At 60.6% G+C, this 18,818-nt stretch carries 19 protein-coding genes and 1 tRNA gene; 16 read left to right on the top strand and 4 right to left on the bottom strand.

The genetic code is table 11. The features are described from left to right. Window positions 1-9: 9 nt before the first annotated feature. The 3 genes from E8M84_RS18335 to E8M84_RS18325 are packed head-to-tail and all read left to right on the top strand — an operon-like array spanning window position 10 to window position 3,570. Window positions 10-534, top strand: a complete 525-nt coding sequence (locus E8M84_RS18335; protein WP_137112626.1) for an arsenate reductase (azurin) small subunit — start codon at window positions 10-12, stop codon at window positions 532-534. A 10-nt stretch (window positions 535-544) separates the two neighbouring features. Next, window positions 545-3,004: an arsenate reductase (azurin) large subunit gene (locus tag E8M84_RS18330; RefSeq protein WP_137112625.1), complete on the top strand. Its 2,460-nt coding sequence runs from the start codon at window positions 545-547 to the stop codon at window positions 3,002-3,004. A gap of 53 nt (window positions 3,005-3,057) precedes the next feature. Then, the gene (locus tag E8M84_RS18325) at window positions 3,058-3,570 is read left to right on the top strand and encodes a DUF2478 domain-containing protein (RefSeq protein ID WP_137112624.1); all 513 of its coding nucleotides are present in this window, start codon (window positions 3,058-3,060) and stop codon (window positions 3,568-3,570) included. Between the two features lie 7 nt (window positions 3,571-3,577). Here the strand turns inward: E8M84_RS18325 and arsA are convergent, their stop codons facing one another. Next, a complete protein-coding gene (gene arsA, locus E8M84_RS18320) occupies window positions 3,578-5,323 on the bottom strand; it encodes an arsenical pump-driving ATPase (protein WP_137112623.1) in 1,746 nt (581 codons plus the stop codon). 658 nt (window positions 5,324-5,981) lie between these two features. Between arsA and E8M84_RS18315 the strand changes: the two genes are divergently transcribed. The 7 genes from E8M84_RS18315 to E8M84_RS18290 all read left to right on the top strand — a co-directional run bounded on the left by E8M84_RS18315 (window position 5,982) and on the right by E8M84_RS18290 (window position 12,406). Further along, window positions 5,982-6,395 (top strand): hypothetical protein, encoded by a 414-nt coding sequence (locus tag E8M84_RS18315; RefSeq protein ID WP_137112622.1) that lies wholly within the window; start codon window positions 5,982-5,984, stop codon window positions 6,393-6,395. 133 nt (window positions 6,396-6,528) lie between these two features. Then, window positions 6,529-8,010 (top strand): DUF3987 domain-containing protein, encoded by a 1,482-nt coding sequence (locus E8M84_RS18310; RefSeq protein WP_137112621.1) that lies wholly within the window; start codon window positions 6,529-6,531, stop codon window positions 8,008-8,010. Between the two features lie 355 nt (window positions 8,011-8,365). Further along, window positions 8,366-8,662 carry a hypothetical protein gene (locus tag E8M84_RS18305; protein WP_137112620.1) on the top strand — a complete coding sequence of 99 codons (297 nt, stop codon included), beginning with the start codon at window positions 8,366-8,368 and terminating at the stop codon, window positions 8,660-8,662. 153 nt (window positions 8,663-8,815) lie between these two features. Continuing rightward, window positions 8,816-9,157 carry a hypothetical protein gene (locus E8M84_RS18300; protein ID WP_137112619.1) on the top strand — a complete coding sequence of 114 codons (342 nt, stop codon included), beginning with the start codon at window positions 8,816-8,818 and terminating at the stop codon, window positions 9,155-9,157. 17 nt (window positions 9,158-9,174) lie between these two features. Next, window positions 9,175-9,642, top strand: a complete 468-nt coding sequence (locus tag E8M84_RS21575) for a hypothetical protein (protein WP_170971991.1) — start codon at window positions 9,175-9,177, stop codon at window positions 9,640-9,642. Further along, window positions 9,632-11,395 (top strand): phage terminase large subunit family protein, encoded by a 1,764-nt coding sequence (locus tag E8M84_RS18295; protein ID WP_137112618.1) that lies wholly within the window; start codon window positions 9,632-9,634, stop codon window positions 11,393-11,395. The genes E8M84_RS21575 and E8M84_RS18295 overlap by 11 nt, the downstream gene beginning before the upstream one ends. A 57-nt stretch (window positions 11,396-11,452) precedes the next feature. Then, window positions 11,453-12,406, top strand: coding sequence for a DUF2806 domain-containing protein (locus E8M84_RS18290; protein ID WP_170971990.1), 954 nt, complete (start codon window positions 11,453-11,455; stop codon window positions 12,404-12,406). Here the strand turns inward: E8M84_RS18290 and E8M84_RS21570 are convergent. Then, a complete protein-coding gene (locus E8M84_RS21570) occupies window positions 12,396-12,572 on the bottom strand; it encodes a hypothetical protein (RefSeq protein WP_170971989.1) in 177 nt (58 codons plus the stop codon). The two genes, E8M84_RS18290 and E8M84_RS21570, sit on opposite strands and share 11 nt — an antisense overlap. Before the next feature lie 330 nt (window positions 12,573-12,902). Here E8M84_RS21570 and E8M84_RS18285 point away from each other — a divergent pair, with 330 nt between their 5' ends. From E8M84_RS18285 to E8M84_RS18260, 6 genes are all read left to right on the top strand, one after another. Beyond that, window positions 12,903-13,307: a hypothetical protein gene (locus tag E8M84_RS18285; RefSeq protein WP_137112616.1), complete on the top strand. Its 405-nt coding sequence runs from the start codon at window positions 12,903-12,905 to the stop codon at window positions 13,305-13,307. Then, complete coding sequence (locus E8M84_RS18280) at window positions 13,304-14,635, top strand: phage portal protein (protein ID WP_137112615.1); 1,332 nt, start codon at window positions 13,304-13,306, stop codon at window positions 14,633-14,635. The genes E8M84_RS18285 and E8M84_RS18280 overlap by 4 nt, the downstream gene beginning before the upstream one ends. Continuing rightward, window positions 14,632-16,386, top strand: a complete 1,755-nt coding sequence (locus E8M84_RS18275; protein WP_137112614.1) for an HK97 family phage prohead protease — start codon at window positions 14,632-14,634, stop codon at window positions 16,384-16,386. The genes E8M84_RS18280 and E8M84_RS18275 overlap by 4 nt, the downstream gene beginning before the upstream one ends. A 2-nt stretch (window positions 16,387-16,388) precedes the next feature. Continuing rightward, window positions 16,389-16,607 (top strand): phage head-tail joining protein, encoded by a 219-nt coding sequence (locus tag E8M84_RS18270; protein ID WP_137112613.1) that lies wholly within the window; start codon window positions 16,389-16,391, stop codon window positions 16,605-16,607. Then, a complete protein-coding gene (locus E8M84_RS18265) occupies window positions 16,607-16,933 on the top strand; it encodes a DUF2190 family protein (protein WP_137112612.1) in 327 nt (108 codons plus the stop codon). The genes E8M84_RS18270 and E8M84_RS18265 overlap by 1 nt, the downstream gene beginning before the upstream one ends. Before the next feature lie 147 nt (window positions 16,934-17,080). Next, window positions 17,081-17,278, top strand: coding sequence for a hypothetical protein (locus E8M84_RS18260; protein ID WP_137112611.1), 198 nt, complete (start codon window positions 17,081-17,083; stop codon window positions 17,276-17,278). On the opposite strand, the gene E8M84_RS18255 is transcribed toward E8M84_RS18260, so the two are convergent. Further along, on the bottom strand, window positions 17,275-18,570 hold the full coding sequence (locus E8M84_RS18255; RefSeq protein ID WP_137112610.1) for a tyrosine-type recombinase/integrase: 1,296 nt from the start codon (window positions 18,568-18,570) through the stop codon (window positions 17,275-17,277). The genes E8M84_RS18260 and E8M84_RS18255 overlap by 4 nt on opposite strands. Window positions 18,571-18,702: 132 nt before the next feature. After that, window positions 18,703-18,792, bottom strand: a tRNA-Ser gene (locus E8M84_RS18250). Window positions 18,793-18,818: the final 26 nt, after the last annotated feature.

Genomic DNA, 18,818 nt, shown 5'->3' with positions numbered 1-18,818 from the left:
TTAGCCACCATGAAATGCAATCGGTTGGTCGATGTCGGCCGCCGCCAGTTCTTGCGCGGGGGTGTTCTCGGCGCTGCAGGAGCTGCGGCGGCAACGGTCTTGCCTGCGAGGCAGGCTCAGGCGCAGTCGCTCGCCATGCTGGACTATCCGTCCACCAAGCTTGGCAATGTCGCGGACCTGAAGGTGAACGAGCCGATGGACATCGGATATCCGGACGCCGACAGCCCGGGCATCCTCTTGAAGCTGGGCAGCGCCGTCGAAGGCGGGGCCGGACCGGACGGCGACATCGTCGCGTATTCCGTCCTCTGCCCGCACAAGGGCTTCTACATGTCCTACCACGCTGAAGACAAAACCCTGAACTGCCCCGGCCACTTCAGCCGCTTCGACTGTGAAAAGGGCGGCCAGCAGGTCTGGGGCCATGCCACGCAGAACCTGCCGCAGTTCGCGCTGCGGGTGGACGACAAGGGCGACATCTATGCCGAAGGTGCGGACGAGCTGATCTACGGCCGTCTGTCCAACGTGCTGCAAGGGTAAGGGGGCGATCATGGCTTACAAACGCAACATCGACCGCCTGCCGATCATTCCCGCAGGCGCCAAGGAACACAACGTCACCTGCCACTACTGCATCGTCGGCTGTGGCTACAAAGCCTACACCTGGCCCTTGAAGACGCAAGGAAGGGTCGACAGCAACTGGATCGGCGAGGACCTGTCCAAGCAGCAGGGCGCCGAAACCGAGGCGTGGTATGCGCCCTCGATGTACAACGTGGTCAAGCAGAACGGCCAGGACGTGCATCTGGTCATCAAGCCGGACGTGGCTTGCGAGGTGAACTCGGGCCTTGGCTCGGTGCGCGGGGCGCGGATGGCCGAGAACCGGCGGTCCGATATCACCGGCACGCAGGCACAGCGCCTGACCGAGCCGATGGTCTGGCGCTATGGCACCTGGCAGCCGACCAGTTGGGACGATGCGCTGGACCTTGTCGCCCGGGTAACGGCCCGCGTGATCGACAAGGACAACGAGAACGATCTTTACGTCTCGATGTTCGACCATGGCGGCAGCGCTGGCGGCTACGAGAACACCTGGGGCACCGGCAAGCTTTACTTCGGGTCGATGAAGGTGAAGCACTGCCGGATTCACAACCGGCCCGCCTATAACTCCGAAGTGCACAGCACCCGCGACATGGGTGTGGACGAGCTGAACTATTCCTATTCCGACTATCAGGTTGCCGACACGATCATGCTGGTCGGCACCAACCCGATGGAGTGCCAGACCAATCTGTTCCTGAACCATATGGTCAAGGGGATGCAGAACGGGGCGAAGGTGATCGTCGTCGATCCCCGCCGCACCGTGACAGTGGACAGCTGCGAACAGGTGGCCGGGGCCGAAAACGTGCTGCATCTGGCGATTGCCAGCGGCTCGGACCTTGCGCTGTTCAATACCCTCTTCACCTACATCGCCGATCAGGGCTGGGTCGATGCAGACTTCATCGCCAAATCGACCTTCCAGGGCGACGTGGCGGTGCCCGAGGATGCCGCCCATCCGGCCTCGCTGGGGTCATTCGTGGCGGCAAAAGCGGCTTGCAAGATGAGCCTCGCTGATGGTGCAGCCGTCACTGGGCTGACCGAAGCACAGATCATCCAGGCCGCCGAATGGATCGCCAAGCCCAAGGACGATGGCAGCCGTCGCAAGACGGTGACTGGCTATGAGAAGGGCATCATCTGGGGCAACGACAACTACCGTGTCATCGGCGCCCTGGTGAACATCGGCCTTGCAACTGGCAACATCGGGCGTGAAGGCGGCGGCGTCTGCCGTCTGGGTGGCCACCAGGAAGGTTACTTCCGCCCCTCGGACGCGCATGTTGGACGCCCGGCCCCCTACATCGACCAGCTGATCATCGCCGGCGGTGGCAAGGTCCATCACATCTGGGCCAACGACCATTACAAGACCACGCTCAACGCTGCCGAGTTCAAGCGGGTCTACAACCGACGCACCAACATGGTGAAGGAAGCCATGGACGCCCGCGCCGGGGCCACGCGCGAAGAGCTGGTGGATGCCATCGTCGGCGCGATCAACGCGGGCGGGATCTTTTCGGTCAACGTCGACATCATCCACAGCCAGATCGGACAGGCCGCGCATGTGATCCTGCCTGCGGTGGAATCGGGCGAGATGAACCTGACCTCGATGAACGGCGAACGCCGCCTGCGGCTGGTCGAGAAATACATGGATGCCCCCGGCTCGGCCCAGCCCGACTGCATCATCGCCGCCCAGCTGGCCAACCATCTGAAACGTGTCCTGCGCGATGAGGGCCGGACGGACTATGCCGACCAGTTCAAGGGCTTCGACTGGAAGACCGAGGAAGACGCCTTCATGGACGGCTATAACTCGGGCAACCCGGAGGTGACTTACGAACGCCTACGGGCAGCTGGCAACAACGGAGTGCAAGAGCCGGTCAAAGGTTACGAAAACGGCGCCTTGGTCGGGACGAAGCGCCTCTATGAGGACGGCGTCTTCACCCGCCACGGTCGCGAAGACGGCAAGGCGCTGTTCTGCATGGGGTCTTGGCGTGGTCTGCAAGCACCAGGCAAGGCGCAGCAGCAGGCTAACCACCGCTTCCTGATCAACAATGGGCGAGCGAACCTGAACTGGCAGAACTGGTTCCTGGATCAGAAGAACGACTTCGTCATGGACCGCCTGCCCGCGCCCTTCATCCAGATCCATCCCGACGACATGGCAGAACTGGGCCTGAAGCCGGGCGATATGGTCGAGGTGTTCAACGATGTCGGTGCCACACAGGCCCTTGCCTATCCCGAACCTACCGCGCGGAAGAACGAGACCTTCATGGTCTTCGGGGCCCCGAACGGCGCGCAGGGGAACGTGATCAACGCTGGCACCAACGAGCTGATCCTGCCGAACTACAAGCAGACCTGGGCCAACATCCGCAAGATCTCGGATGCGACCCCGGCTGCGGCGCGGGTCTCCTTCAAGTCGTGGGAAGTAGAACTCTGAAGACCAGGCCCGCCCGGTCACTCCGGGCGGGCCTTTCGACGCGGGAGGGAAAGATGCGCATAGCCTATATCAGCCTGCAAGGCAGGGGCCGAACTGACCAGCTGATCGCCGAGGTCGCGGACCGGCTGACCGCCGAAGGTCTGCGGCTCGCCGGAACCGTGCAGTCGAACCACGAACGCCCCAACCGCAAGAAATGCGACATGGACCTGCGGGTCCTGCCCGATGGCCCTGTTGTCCGCATCAGCGAGGACCGGGGCGAATTGGCGCGTGGCTGCATCCTAGACAGTGGTGCGCTCGAACAGACCGTGCATGAAGTCGAACGCAGGCTGGACGGCGCGGACATCCTGATCGTCAACAAGTTCGGCAAGCGCGAGGCCGAGGGCAAGGGGCTTGCCCCGGTGATCGCCGAAGCCCTGCATCGTGGCTTGTCGGTGCTTGTCGGGGTGAACGGACTGAACCTTGCGGCTCTCCTGTCCTTTGCCGAGGAAGACATCCAGGGTCTTCCCACCAGTGCCGAGGCGGTCGCCGACTGGTGCCTTGCGGGCGTGGTCCGTCTGCCAGCCTGAGGCAAGCTCAGGTCAGAGCCAGCAATCTCGGGATACCGACCGGCGGGTCTGCGAGAAAGGGCAGCAGATACAGGCGCTGCGCCAGCCCGCTGCGGATGCGTTCGATCTGAGCCGCCTCGCCCCTGATCCGCCTTTGCAGCAAGGGGTCGGTCGTCCCTGTTTGCGCCAGCGACCTGTTGACCACCCAGGCCCAGGGCTCGATCCTTGCGCGGCGCAAGTCATCCTGCAGGCTGGCCGCTTCGGAGACGGGAGTCGTCTCCGGCAGGGCCACGAGAATGACCTTCGTATAGTCAGGGTCCTGCAGACGCATCAGCGGAGTGACGATCCGGCCCTGAACCGGTCCCATGTCCTGCGTCATCTGACGGTGGTATGCGCCCGTGGCGTCCAGAAGCAGCAGCGTATGCCCGGTCGGCGCGGTGTCCATCACGACAAAGGCCCCCCGCGCCTCGGCCACGATGCGCGAAAAGGCATGGAAGACCGCCACCTCCTCGGTGCAGGGCGAGGCAAGGTCTTCCCGCATCAGCGCGCGGTCGGCCTCGTCCAGATCGCGGCCCTTTGTGGCCATGACCTTTTCAATGTAGCGCGCGGTCTCGATGCTGGGGTCGATCCGGTCCACCACCAGCCCGTCAAGGCTGCCGTCCACCACCAACGAGACATGGGCGGCGGGGTCTGTCGTTGTCAGGTGCACCCGATGCCCGCGCTTCACCAGCCCGACGGCAATCGCGGCAGCCACCGTCGTCTTGCCTACGCCACCCTTGCCCATCACCATCACCAGCCCGCGCCCGGTATTGGCCAGAGCGTCAACCATCATCGACAGGCCGGGTTCATCAAGATCAGCGGAAGCTGTCGGCGTCGCCCCTACCGATGTCTCCTCCCGGAAGAGGGCGCGCAAGGCAGGCAGTCCCACCATGTCAAAAGAACGCAGGGGCACCTCCGTTCTGGGCAACGAGGCAAGGTTCGTCGGCAAGGTCGCAATCACCTCGGCATGGTCACGGGCAAGCCCGTCCGCAACCGCATCACCGTGGGCTGCAGCATGGAAGACTCCATTGACGACAAGCTGCTGGTTGCCCAGCCCAAGCGCCCGCAACTCGTCCGAGGTCCGCGCCGCCTCACGCACGGCACCACGATCCGCTCGTGTCACCAGAATGATGGACGTGGTCGCCGGATCGCCCAGCGTTTTGAGGGCAGTGCGGAAGCGTTCCTCCTGCATCTTCAGCCCGGAATGCGGACCAAGACAGGACGCGCCTCGGTCGTTGCCCTGAAGAAAGCCGGTCCAGGCGCGTGGCAGGCTGAGAAGGCGAAGCGTATGCCCGGTCGGAGCCGTATCGAAGATGACGTGGTCATATTCTGCCGCATCGCCCGCCAGGAGCCCGACGAATTCGTCGAAGGCGGCAATCTCGGTCGTGCAGGCCCCCGAAAGCTGCTCGCGCACAGTGTCCCGCTCCGCCTCGGCAGCACCCGGCCCCAACTGCTCCAGAACCCGGAGCCGATAGTCCTCGGCTGCCTTGTCGGGATCGATGTTCATCGCAGACAGGTTGTGGGCACCGGGGATGGCAGCAGGCTGATCCGACAGTCTCACGCCAAGCATCTCATCCAGGTTCGACGCGGGGTCGGTGCTGACCAACAGCACCCGCTGGCCCTGATCGGCCATGGTCAAGGCAGCAGCACAGCTGAGTGAGGTCTTCCCCACCCCACCCTTGCCTGTGAAGAACAGAAAACGCGTCGGCTGTTGCAGCAGAGTAAGGTCGTTCATTGCCTGTGCCTCGCTAGAGTGGGGGCCAAATGACAGGCCAGCCACATCTCCGCGATGACATGCATCAACATTGGCTCAACTGTGCAACTCTTCTTTCATCTTGGCGGAATGGGAGTGGAGGATTCGCCCGCAGAGGCTCATCGCGAAGCATGCTTGAAGCTGGCTCTCATGCTCCAGGAGGTCAGGCATGCGCCAGCAGGTGCAGTTCGGCGCGACCCGGACGGGAGCGGCGAAGTCGCCATTCAACTTCCAGCGCCAGATGCTGTCGGTGGAAACTCCTTATCTCTCAGCAAACTGTTTGTCCGTGAGGAAGGGGTTCTCGAGTGGGAGGACTTGATTCATGCCAAAGCTACTTCTGGAAAGAGGCGCGAGCATTTCACGCCGATAGGAGTAAATTGTGCAGGAAGACGAATTCGGCCGTTTGGGATCAGCGGAAAACTTCGAGGTTCAAGCACGCTCATGCGTGGTACTCGAAAGCCAAGAACTGTTGTTGGTACTCATGTTTGCAGTCGGAAGTCTTTATCCGAAAACTGAAACAATGCAATCGCTTAAAATGCTTTATGGCGGACAGTGAGTGCGCCATATGGCTTTCGCTTTATCCATAAACTATTGATTATAAAGGATAAAATTTTTCAGCGTTTCCAAAATGTGTCACAAAATGTGTCACGTTTTTCCATGGGAGATCGGCATGCTGCAGCATAGAGGGTGCGGCAACCGTCCGCCATACTTGCATGACTCTTCGCCTGTTGAGACGACGGCAGAGCTCCTCGGGCCGATCATCTGGCAAGGTCGTCAGTGGGCCGTGACCAGCTTTGGACTTGAAGCCCGCGATGGTCGCTATCCGATCAGCGCCCGCCACCTCTCAGAGCTAGCACCCGGCGAACTCGGGCTCATCGCGAACATGTCGATAAAGCCTTGGCTAGACCTGCCCGATTTCGTCGCCGCTCTTGCAGTGGCGCGCATGTTCCACGCGGGCCGCGACCGGGAGTCGGCGGCAATTTTCAAAGCCTTCGCCACCAAGCATGACGTGCCCGGCTTCAACCGTCCCAAGGGAAGGCCGGGGACCTTCTGAAAAGCAAACGGGCGAACCCGCCACAGGTCCGCCCGTCCAATTCAACGACGAAAGAGCAAGTTTCGCCATGCCTAAATCTAGAACATCAGCCGTCGCCGATCAACGCGAAAGGCCAGACCGCAGGGCGGCTATCTTGCGCCTAGTGGGCGAGTCCGATGAACAACCTCGAACCCGCAGACGTGTTCCCGACCGGGAAGAAACCCGCGAGCCGGTGTATCCGGAAGCGATAACCTGGGACCCCCTTCAAGAGTTCAACTCTGCTAGAGTTCCTCCTCGCCTGAAGGTCGATGATGTTCCTAATCATCTTCTCATGATCCCGGGCGTCCTGGGGCAAGCGGTTGACCACTACAACGCTTGCAGTACGACCACCCAACCGCAGTTCGCGGTACAGACAGCTCTCGCGCTTGGGTCGGTAATCTGCGGCCGGTACTGGGTCAGCGACCACGGCAACTACACCTCCCTACAACTCGCCAATCTCGGGCCGACAGGTTGCGGGAAAGAGTACGCAGAGACCTTCATCGGCAACGCCCTGAAAGAAGCTGGACTCGATCTGAGCGGACCACGCGGCTACGCGTCCGAAGCTGCGGTGATGGGGCAACTGGAATGCCAGCCGCGGCATATAGCCGTCGTCGATGAATTTGGCATGTTGATGAACTCCACGCAGAGCGGTGGCAGCACCAACCTAAGAGACGCTCGCAAGATACTCATGTCAGCGACGACCAAGTTGGGGACTCGAATTTCGCCGCAGTCCTATTCGATCAGGGGTCAAAGCAGGGAACAGATCGAAGCTATGCGCAGCGCCCGCGTTGAGCGCCCTGCGATCACCCTTCTTGGCCTGTCGACGGCATCAACGTTCTTTGAAGCACTGTCTCACAGGGACGTGGACTCGGGCTTCCTCAATCGGATCCTTGTCGTCTACAGCGACCTGCCTTTCCGGGTGGAAGAGCCTCGGGTGTGGCGACCTATCCCGACACGCCTCAAGCGATGGATGCGCAACAAGGGCACAGCGCCAGATGACATGATCGGCGACCCGGGCCGGGAAGATCCCTTGGACGTCTGCGAGCCGACGGTTGTGAAGTTCACCGCCGCGGCTCTAGAGCGGCTTCAAGAGATGAAGGCTACCCAAGTCGAATGGCGCAACCATCTCAGGGAACAAGAGCTGGACGGGCAATGGAGCCGCGCGGTTGAACTCGCCATGCGGATTGCCCTGATCGTCGCCTTGTCACTCGATGAAAGGACGGGGGACCGGGAAGGCCACACCTATCAGATTGACGCCCCGGAGCTGAATTGGGCGTGGGATTATGTGAAGTTCTACACCCGGCGCATGGTCGAGCATGTGACCTCTGAGCTAGGGGGCTCAGCACTTATCAAGATTACTGATCACCTGGCGGAGATGATTGCCGAGACGGAAGGCAAGGGCATCACCATGAGTCAGATGTGCAGGCGGTACGCCCCGTTCGACAAGCTGAGTGAGAGAGAGCGCAAGGAAGTAATCGAACGCCTGGCATCGGTACACCAGATCGCAGCGGCTGCACCTGTGAACCCGAAAGGGGGGCGTCCAACCAAGGTGTACGTCGAAGAGAAGTACATTTCAGCACGGAAGAGTCAGCGATGAAGGGGTTATTGCGGGGTTTTTTCAACGTTTCTGCACCTGATTTTCGCAGATACTTGCGCGTAAAAACACATGGATATCAATTACTTAATCGCCAATGCGGGGGTTTCTGTAGTTTCTGCAACGGTTTGCGCCCCCGAGGTCGGGACCGAGTGACTCCGCACACTCATCCGAAAACACAGGCACACAGGGAAGCACTGCAACAACTACATAAACCTACATACATATATACTATATATATGTTTTTATTAAGTTTTTCTCGGGCAGGTTTCTGCAATCGGCCTTCGAAGAAACCCGCACAAACCCGCAGATACCCCCATCAAGCTGGGGACCCCCTTTGCCAGAATGGAATCCGTTCATGAAGCTGAACGTCTACAACGTCGGACCGATAGCGCACCTTGCCTGGAACCCGCCCAAACGGGGCGCACGCCAGTTCATCGATACCCCCGATCGGGCTCAGGTGCCGGTCTACCTTCTGGAGTCCATCCCCCGTGTTGATGGAGCCTTTGATCTTGTGTGGATGGAAGACCTCCCTCGGGTAGCACTGAAGCGCGGCTTTGAACCGGAGATGTTCGCAACCGGGCCTCACCTACGTGCAGCAATGCCATTCGATGATTGGCTGAAGCGCTATCAGCGCACGCGGAGTCTTCTGTGACACACAGAGACACACAGAGACACAAGCAGGCGCCAAGAGGCGTGCCGGGACACCCTACATGGGTCCTTCCCGGTGGGGCGGGTGTCGGGGGGGACATAGACCCCGACTCCTCACGCTTCACAGAATTTTCCAAACATGAATCGGGACTCGAAAATGCGCGACCGTAAGCGTGATCTTGAAGAGCTTGTTGGCATTCGACGCCCGGGCCGTCCCCGAAAACCCGCACCTGAGGCGGGAAGCATTGAAGCCCAGCTTGCAGAAGCCCGACTCCGTCGCACCTTGGCCGATGCAGAGAAGATCGAACAAGAGACCGCGCGCCGCGGCGGTGAACTCTTAGAGGCTGCAGCCGTCGAACGGGCCTGGGCAGGAGTCCTACGCGACGTCCGGGCCGCGATGCTGGCGATACCGGGCCGCATGGCAGCGCACCTGTCGAAGGCTGACGTTGCGCACCTTGACCGTGAAATCCGCTCCACCTTGAAAGGGCTAGTCGAATGAGCGCCCCACTCTCACCGTTGACCGAACCGCCACTAGGGCCGGACGCCGTGTATCTCTTGCGGGTATCATTGTTGAAGCCGGACGGAACGCTAACCGGACCATTCGGGCCATACTCGAACGCGGAAGACGTCAATATTCCGCACTACGGCAGCTTTCTCGACCTCAACGGAAGAGGCATTTACGGCGTTGTCGGCAATACGCACCATCGGGCGTTTAGTATCGTCAATAGACTTGGTGCGGATGTTGTGGCGAGGCGTTATCGCTTTCAGGTTATATCGAGTCTGAAAGACGACATCGAACCTGACAGGACGCACCCTTTCTCAAGAAGCACTAAGCGAGCCTGGGTAATTTTTACTGCTGATGAAGCTCATGCGAGAATGTGTATGCATATTCTCATAAATAAGTTTCCTAGCGCAACGCACGAAATGAGTAAGGAACGCCAGTGGGATCGATACCCTTTTGGCGCACTAAAAAATGACCATTGAAACCGTCCGCCGCAACGCACTTCGCGCGCTTCTGCCGCCCGCCGATCTGCCGCTTGTCGATTGGGTGGAGGAGTCCGTGTTCATCCCGTCCAGTGCCAGCGCAACGCCTGGCAGGATGCGCCTTTGGTCATATCAGAGGGGCATCCTCGACGCGGTAGATGATCCCGAGATTGAGCGTATCACCGTCAGCAAGGGCGCACGCATCGGTTTCACTGCCTTGGGCAACGCGATTGTCGCCTCATTCGTCGCCGTGCAGCCCAGCCCGATCCTGTACATTCAACCGACTGCAGACGACGCCCGAGACTCCAGTGTGGAGTTCGAGTCGATGATGGAGGCGAGTCCTGCCCTTCGCGGCCTTCTGAGCGATGAAGCCGATGAAGCGGGCCGGTCGACCATGATGGCCCGCCGTTTCGCCGGCGGCAGCTTGAAGTTTCTTGCAGCGAAGGCGCCCCGCACCTTGCGTCGGCATTCCGCCCGCGTCGTGTTTGGCGATGAGATCGACGCTTGGGAAGTGAGTGCAGAAGGATCCCCTATCGAACTCGCCACCATGCGAACTCTGACTTTCAGCAACCGGAAACTGATATTCGGCGGGACTCCAATCTTTGATCATGGGGCCGTGACGACGCTCTATGCCCAATCAGATCAGCGCGTATTTGAGCTGCCTTGCCCTGAGTGTGGTGAGTTCCGGGAAATCGCCTGGACGGATATCCGGTGGCCCGAGGGGAAGCCTGAGGAAGCCGCGTGGTGTTGCCCTGGCTGCGGTAGCGTCATTGAGGAGCGGTACAAGCCCCTGATGGTGCAAAAGGGGCGGTGGCGGGCTACAGTGACGGGGCAGCGAGGCCATGCAGGTTTCCGGGTCAATTGCCTGGTGTCGCCTCATCCTAACGCAGCGTGGGGCAAGCTGGCGGCCGAGTTCCTCATTGCGAAGCGAGCGCCCGAGACCCTACAGACCTTCACAAACCTCATTCTCGGGGAACCTTGGCGGACGCAGGGCGATGAGATCGATGACGCGACTTTGAGAGGCAGGGCTGAGCCCTTCAGCTTGGACGCACTGCCGCGCGACGTGCTGTTGATCACCGTCGGAGTCGACTGTCAGGATGACCGGCTAGAGGCCGTCACGCTGGGGCACGCGAAAGATGGAACCGTGTTCACCCTAGATCATCGGACCTTCTGGGGCAGGATCGAGACCGAGACGCCTTGGGCTGAGCTAGACGACCATCTCAAGAGCCGATGGCAGCACCCCGCGGGCGGGACTATAGGCGTCGACGCGGCCGCAGTAGATGAGGGCTCAGGCGGGCATGTCGAGCGCGTGCGGGCGTTTTGCCGCCCTCGCTTCGCCCGGCGCATCGTCAACGTGAAGGGGGTTCCCGGCTTCGCCCGGCCCTTTATGGAGCGTTCGGGCAGCAAGAGCGCGACCCTTTGGCTTGCAGGCGTCGACGCCCTGAAGAGCGCCCTTTTCGCGCGCCTCGACGCGGGGCAGGGCGTCCGCTTCTCTCAAGCCCTTCCGCCCGTTTTCTATGAGCAACTAGTCAGTGAGCGGCGGGTCGTGCGCTATAGCCGGGGAGTGCCGCAAGCACGGTTCGAAAGGATTCCCGGCCGTCGAGCGGAAGCCCTCGACGCCTTCAACTATGCGATGGCAGCGCGGCAGATTATCGGTGGCAATCTAGAACGGCGTGAGGCGGAGGTTTCCAGCCCGGCCGCTCCAACGAAAGCGCCGATCGTCAGTCGGTCTAAGTGGTTGTCAGGGGGCTGAGTATTCACTTGAAGTTCGTCCGTCCCGCCGCAATCTATGTCAATCGAGGAAGTCCCCATGACAGACCCTGAGGATTCTGGCGAGAACTGGATCACCTCCTTGGTGCAAGGAGGGCTACCTCAACTATTGGCAGGTCCCGCAGGTAAGGCGATCAGTAGGCTGGTCGGCGCCGGCGTTGAAATCCCAGCCTCATTCCTAGAAGGGATTGCACAAGGGATCCGTGACAAGTCTGAAGCGCGCAGCGAGATTTCGCGGGCGATAGCTATGCACGCCGCGACTATGGCCACCGCGGATCCTAAAGTGATGGAACGGGCTCTAACATCGATGTTGGATCGTTCGTATAGGGCACAAAAGAACAAAGATGCCGTCGCGGCTGCTGCACTAAAAGACCTCAACGACAGTCCTCCACCCGAAGACAGCGAAGGGCCTTCGGAAGATTGGCTGACAAAATTTGAGAAATATGCGGAGGACGCGTCAGGCGATGACCTCAGGATCATGTTTGGAAAACTGTTAGCTGGTGAAGTAAGGAAACCAGGCTCAATTTCTAGGGCTACTCTGCACTTTGCTTCTGTGCTTGATGGTCAAACCGCAAAGTTAGTCGAACGCGCCCTTCCAGTGTGCATCACTCACGGCATCGCCTTCGTGGACTGCCTAGATCCGAAGATGAACGCTGCAGAAATCGCCTTTGTCGAGCAGTCAGGGTTCTGGAGTTCAGAGAAGACCTTCACATTAAGGTTCGACAATAGGGGAATGAAGCTTCAGTCTATAGATGAAAAAGGCAATGCCTTCGCAATCCGCGGTCAGCCAGATTCGCAAATTAAACTGGATGTTGCGGTACTCTCAAGAGCTGGCTCTGACCTAACGAAGATCATCTCGCTTCCGTTTGACTATCAATCCTTTGCCAACGCTATTCTAGAAAAGCCAGGAGTCACGAACTTCTATTTCGGAAAGGCCGTCTCCTCCGGGAATGGTGTTTCTATCCCGTATCCAACTGAATTATTTAAGCAGTGAGACATCCCGCCACCTGATACAGGAATCCGACCGACCGCGCATCATTAGATGAAGCCGCTTGCTTGATCGCTTCCACCAGGGCGGGAAGATCGCCCGTTTCTCTCGCTGCCTCGATAGCCTTCGCAGCTTCCGCCCGACCTGCCTTGTTTCCGTTCGTCCAGTCCATGTGATTCGCTCCTTTTTGCTGGTGTCAGGATGGCACCTTCGGTCGATCACTACTCGATTCCTTTTAAAGTGATTGGCTCGGACCTGTGTCAGGACGTTTCAGGGTGTATCAGTAGGTGTCTTTCAAGGGGTGACTTGTCACAAATAAAGTGAATAAAAACATACACTTGACTCATGATCCCCTTTCTGGCCCCCTTTTGACACGCCAAAAAGGAAGCCGAACTTGTTCAGCCCCAATGCTGCAATCTGTATTTGCCGGGAACCTTGGGACAACGAATCCGGGGCGCGGCAACGGATTTACGCATATGCAGCCAAGGGCCTTGTGTTGCGGGTGGAAGGCACGGGCCGCGATATCCGCTTTGCCGCGCGCGACCTGGCAGTTATTCGCACCCTTGAAGCTGGACGGGTGAACACCGAAAGGGCCGACACAGAGCTTCTGACTGCAATCAGCGAAGCGATGTACTTTCGCCGCGCACCTGATGGCACGCATCAACCCGGAGCCCCGATCTATTGGGCCGCACGCGCCCTTCTGGACGGTAGCGCAGAGCCTATGGTGAGTGCCGCGCGCATTGTCCTGCCCGATGGCGACAAGCCCGAGTGGAAAGCACTGGTCCACGACTCCGCACAAAGGCCGGATGCACCGAAGGACTTCCAGATCATCGCGCTTTTCGCGATCCCACTGGCACGCCCTTTCTCGCCCGTCTTGCCGTACTTCAACCTTGAGGGCGGCAAATGAAACTCCCCTTTGGCATCACGATCAGCCGCACCGCCGCCGCGCTGGTCAAGCGTTCATTCGACGGCGCGACGGGCGGACGCCGCGGCTTCGGACTTCACCGCTTCGGCCCGATCAACTCGGAAGTCGCTGCAGGGGGCTCCACGCTTCGCAGCCGCGCCCGGCACCTAGCCGTTAACAACCCGCTGATCGCCTCGGGTGTCCGCAACCTTGCAGTTGCTTTGACCGGCGCGGGCATCGTCCCAACAAGCCTCGCCAAGGGCAAACGCCGAAAGGCTCAGATGGCCCTAGCGTGGCAGGCCTTCTGTCGCGTCGCCGATGCTGACGACCGCACCGACTTCAACGGGCTGCAAGCTGCAGTCGCGCGGGGCCTGATCGTCGACGGCGAAGTTTTTACCCAGATCGTCGACGGCGAAGGGGAATTGCCAGCGCTGCGCTTGATCCCACCAGAACACGTCGACGAGTCCATGACGCGCCCTGTCGACGGTGGCGGCTACATCGTGCAGGGCATCGAATTTGACGCCATCGGGCGCCGCGTCGCCTATCACGTCTTCCCGCAGAAGCCGACTGACCTCTTCACCACTTACGCCCCGCCTGTCCGCATCCCCGCGGCAGAGATGCTGCACATCTTCGAACCGGTTGCGGCTGGGCAGGTTCGGGGCGTGTCCTGGTTGGCACCCGTGATCCTGACCGCTTCCGAGTTTGATCAGCTCTGCGATGCCCTGCTTATGGGCGTCAAGGTTGCTGCCATGTTCGCAGGTGTTCTGACCAATCAAAACGACACGACTGCTGAAGACCCGTTTGGCGGTGACGAAGCCCCAAGCATCGAGCCTGGGACAATTCTGAAGATTGCCGGAGGCTGGGACTACAAGACGATCACCCCGCAACAGGCGCAGCAAACGGGCGAGTTCGTCAAAGCCCAGATCAGGCAGCTTGCGGCTGGCCTTGGCGTCCCGTCGCATTGGCTGGACGGTGATCTTACCGGGGCGAACTACAGCTCTCTTCGCGCTGGCCTTCTGCCCGTTCGCGCCCGCTGCGAACAAGTCCAGTACCTCACCATCGTGCCGCAGTTCCTGAATCCCGTCTGGGCAGAAGTCTTCCCGGATGATCAGGATGGGGCAGATTGGCTGCCCCCGGCCTGGCAACAGGTTGACCCGCTCAAACAGGTGCAGGCCGACGCCGCGGAACTTGAGGCGGGGCTCACCAGCCGTCGCAAGCTGATCGCCGCACGGGGCTGGACGCTTGAAGACGTCGACGCCGAACGCGCGGCAGACCCGCTCAAGCCCGCCCCTTCCAAGCCTCAACCCGAGAACAAGGAAGACGACGAATGAGCCGCTTCACCAGATCGGCGACCTTCGCCCCTTCGACCTTCGATGCCCAAGCCCTGACTGTCGAAGCGATTGCCAGCACCTTCGCCGATGTGATCCGCCGCGATGCCCGGGGGCCGTTCATTGAGCGCCTGGACCCCGCAACGCTGGACTTGTCGGGCCTCAATGGCGCCCCGCTCTTGAACTCGCACAAGAGCGGCGACTCCCGTGACGTTGTGGGCGTCGTGACAGGGCATCGCATCGAAGAGGGCAAGCTGATTGTCGGGCTGCGTCTCTCGCAAGCTGCGGATGCCGCACCGACCGTGCAGCGCATCCTTGAACGCACCATTCGCGGACTGTCGATCGGCTATGTCGTCAGTGCGTGGAACGAGACCGTGGAGAACGGCACCCGCGTGAAGACGGCCGCGCGGTGGCGGGTTTCGGAAGTGAGCGCCGTAGCCATCCCTGCGGACGCGGGGGCAACCTTCCGAAACAAGGAATCCACGATGAACGCCGAAGAACTAGCCGCCCTGATGGGCAACCTGTCGCGCCGCATGACGCTGCCAGACGACTTCGCAACCCGCGCCGCCGATCTGCCGCTTGCCGAGGTGTTGGCCCTTGCCGAGGAAGAGGGCGAAGAGATCCAGCCCGAACCGAAACCCAAAAAGCGCACCGCGCCCGTGATCCGGACGGCAACCCCGCAGAACGATGATCCTGCAGTGATCGTGCGCCGTCAGTCGGATGCGCTCATTGCCCGTGCGACCGGAACCGCCGCGCCTGCAGATGCGCAGGAGTATCGCCATCTCTCACTGATGGACTTTGCCCGCGATGCCCTGACACGTTCGGGCACCAGCCATCGCGGCATGTCGAATGACGAGGTGCTGCATCGGGCTGCGCATGGCACGTCGGACTTCCCGCTTGTCGTGTCGAACATGGCCGGGAAGATGGCCCTCGATGCCTACCGTGCAGCCGAGACGCCCCTCAAGCGTCTCTCACGGAAGCGCAGCCTGTCGAACTTCAAGGAGTCGACCTCGATCCGTATGGGCGGCATGGGCCGTCTTGAACCGCTGACTGAGTCCGGTGAGTTCAAGGCTACCAGCCGCGCCGAGAGCGGCGAGAAGATGAAGCTGGGCACGTTCGGACGTCGGTTCGATATTTCGCGCCAACTCATCATCGACGACGACCTCGGGCTCATGAGCGATACAGTTTCTGCCTTGGGTCAAGGTGCAGCCCAAACCGAAGCCGATATCCTGGTCGACCTTCTGCTCAATCCCCCCGTCATGTCCGATGAAGTTGCCGTGTTCCACGCGTCTCGCGGCAACGTGCATGACGTGGTGCTCGCAGCGACTTCGGACGGTTGGGATGGTCTGTCGGAGATGCGCGCCGCCATGCGCAAGGTGACCGATCTGGACGGCAAGACGATCATCGGCGCTGCACCGAAGTTCCTTCTGATCGGCCCTGATCTTGAAGGCGAAGCGGAAAAGCTGATGGCTGCGAACCTGTCGCCGATTGCGCCAGGCGACGTGAACCCCGTTCGGCTGGAAATCCTGGTTGAACCGCGTCTCGCAGACTCCGTCGAGTTCTGGCTTTTTGCCGATCCGGCAACCCGTCCGACGCTGGCACATGCCTACTTGTCGGGCGCGGAAGGCGTCCAGATTCAGCGGCAAGAGGCGTGGAACACCCTCGGGCTTTCCTTCCGGGCCTTCCTCGACTTCGGCGCTGCCTGGTTCGACTGGCGGGGTGCTTCGAAGTCGACGGGCACGGCTCCGGGTTGACGATGGACACGCTGGCCGAAAATCAGCGTCGTCTCGATGAGCTTCGCGCCTTGCGGGCCGATGGCATCAAGAGCCTACGCGACCAGAACGGGGAAGAGATCACCTACAAATCCGACCGCGAACTCGCAGCGGCGATTTCTTCCCTTGAAGCCCACATCGAGCGTGCCCGTGGGGGCCGCTCATCCCAAATCCGCCTTCAGACCTCGAAAGGACTTCTCTGATGCGCAACTACGTTCAACCCGGTGACACGCTCACCATTCCTGCACCCGCTGCCATTGCCTCGGGCGCTGTCGTGATCGCCGACAAGATCATCGGCATTGCGGCCGGCGCGGCTGCCTCTGGCAAGCCCGTCGACGTCGTGACGGTCGGAGTCTTCGAACTTCCGAAGGTGGGTGCGAACGCCTTCACCCTGGGCGCCGACGTGTATTGGGATGCTGAAGACGACCTCGCTACCACAACCGCTTCCGGGAACACGCGCCTGGGCGTCGCCGTTGCCGCGGCTGGTGCAGGCGTCGCAACAGTCAAGGTTCGCCTTACCGGCTTCTGAGAAACCCCCAAAGCGTCCTGATGGTGGGGCGCCAAGGGGAAGGCAGGGCGGCTTTTCCTTCAGATGTGTCGCCATTGCCTTTAGGGGCGCGGAGTTCTGCCAGAGTTCGCCGCGCCCCTTCCTACTTTCAAACCCGTGGACTCAATCATGCAACTGACCATCACGCCCGAAGAGATCCGAGCCGCCCGTGACAAGGTGGCAGAACTCGCGATGGTAAACCCGATGCTCACGCCCGTGTTCGACCGCTTGGACCGAGAGTACGAACTTGCGAAGGCAGGGCGTCATCCTGTCAGCCGCTTGGAAGCTGCCGCCGCGCGTCGCCGTCGCACCCGCGACCTGATCTAGAGCGCAATCTTGAGAAGCTGGGAATGCTTATGCTCCAAAGTCGCGCCATCGCCGTAGCGTTCTCTCCCGATGGCATGCCCGAACAGATCAGCCTTGAATCTCTCGGGCCAGTCCGCCGCAATCATCCGATCTTCAAAGCCGTGCCGCAGTCCGTAGAGCGTATGGTCGGGCGTTTCCAAGAGCCCGTTTTCGGCAAGGAACTTGTTCGCTACAGCGCTGATCGCATCCTTGCCGAAGTACCGGGGGAACAGTTCATCCCGCCCCTTCGGTGCAGTTTCGAGATAGGCTTTCAACGCGTCCAGACTGCAGCCGACAAGCGGGATGGTCCGCGCCGATGCCGCGTTCTTCAACTGCCTGCCCTCGGGTGCAATTGCGATGTAGGGCACCTTTCCTTCAAGGTGGACATGCTTCCGCATCAGACCCGCTATTTCGCTGGGCCGCGCACCCGTGTTGACGCACATCAGGACGATAGTTCGGGCCTCGATGTTGAGCCCGTCCAGCGCGCCGGGCGCGAGGATCTTTTCCTTGATCCACGTCGCACTAAACGCCTTCCGCTGAGCCTTCGGAGTGGCCTTGATGCGCAGCCCGTTCAAGGGCAATGCCAGCTCCAAGCCGAGGGCATCGTTCACCGTCTTGAAGGTGTGGGACAGGTGCGTGAAATCCTTGTTCGCGCTGTTGGCAGACAAGCCTTTCTTGTCGATCTGATCATTCCACCAGTCGCGAAACTTGCGGGCGTCCGCCCGAGAAAGCGCCTTCAGTTCCTTGTCGCCGATGACTGCAACAAAGTTCTCGACTGCCTTCTTGCGGGGATTTTGCCAGCGGCGAACCTGATCCTCTGTCTTGCCCCGGGTCTGGTCGACTGTGATCTTCCAGAATTCTTCCAGCGCCTGCCGAACGGTAAGCCCCGGCTGCACCACACCGCCGAGAAGGGCGTCGCCGATGCTCTGGTTGGGGGCGCCCGCCGCCGTCGCTGGCACCGTCTGGACACGTTGCAGGATATCGGAGAGGGGCAACGCGGCGACCTGATCAACAGGCAGGAAGCTGAAGCCGCGTCGATCGGCGATGGCCCTGGCCGCTTCCCAACGGGCAGACCCGTTCACGTTGTCACCACGCAAGGCAGCTTCCCAACCCTCGATCAGGTGACTCCACATCTGGTCAGCCTTCTGCCGGGCAATCGTCTTGCTGTCGGTATGGAGAGAGAAGGCCACGATTTCTCGCGGTTCGACGTCGCGAAACCGGCGCGGGACGCGCTTGCGCAGATGGTAAGTATTGGCCCGAATGTAGATCGTCATGGGTGCAGAATAGCAACCGATGAGGACACGACAAGGCGCCGTTGTGCACAAAATGTGTCACGAAATGTGTTACAAACGCAAACCAATTCCCCGATATTATCGTTTATTTTCAGTGATTTATGGGGAATTTGGTGGCGGACAGTGAGGGATTCGAACCCTCGAGACGGTTCCCCGCCTACACACTTTCCAGGCGTGCGCCTTCGACCACTCGGCCAACTGTCCGTCGGGCGCTGATACTCCGGCTTTGA

Source organism: Rhodobacter sp. SY28-1, from assembly GCF_005222785.1.
Classification (GTDB): domain Bacteria; phylum Pseudomonadota; class Alphaproteobacteria; order Rhodobacterales; family Rhodobacteraceae; genus Tabrizicola.
This window is presented reverse-complemented; position numbering and strand designations above follow the sequence as displayed.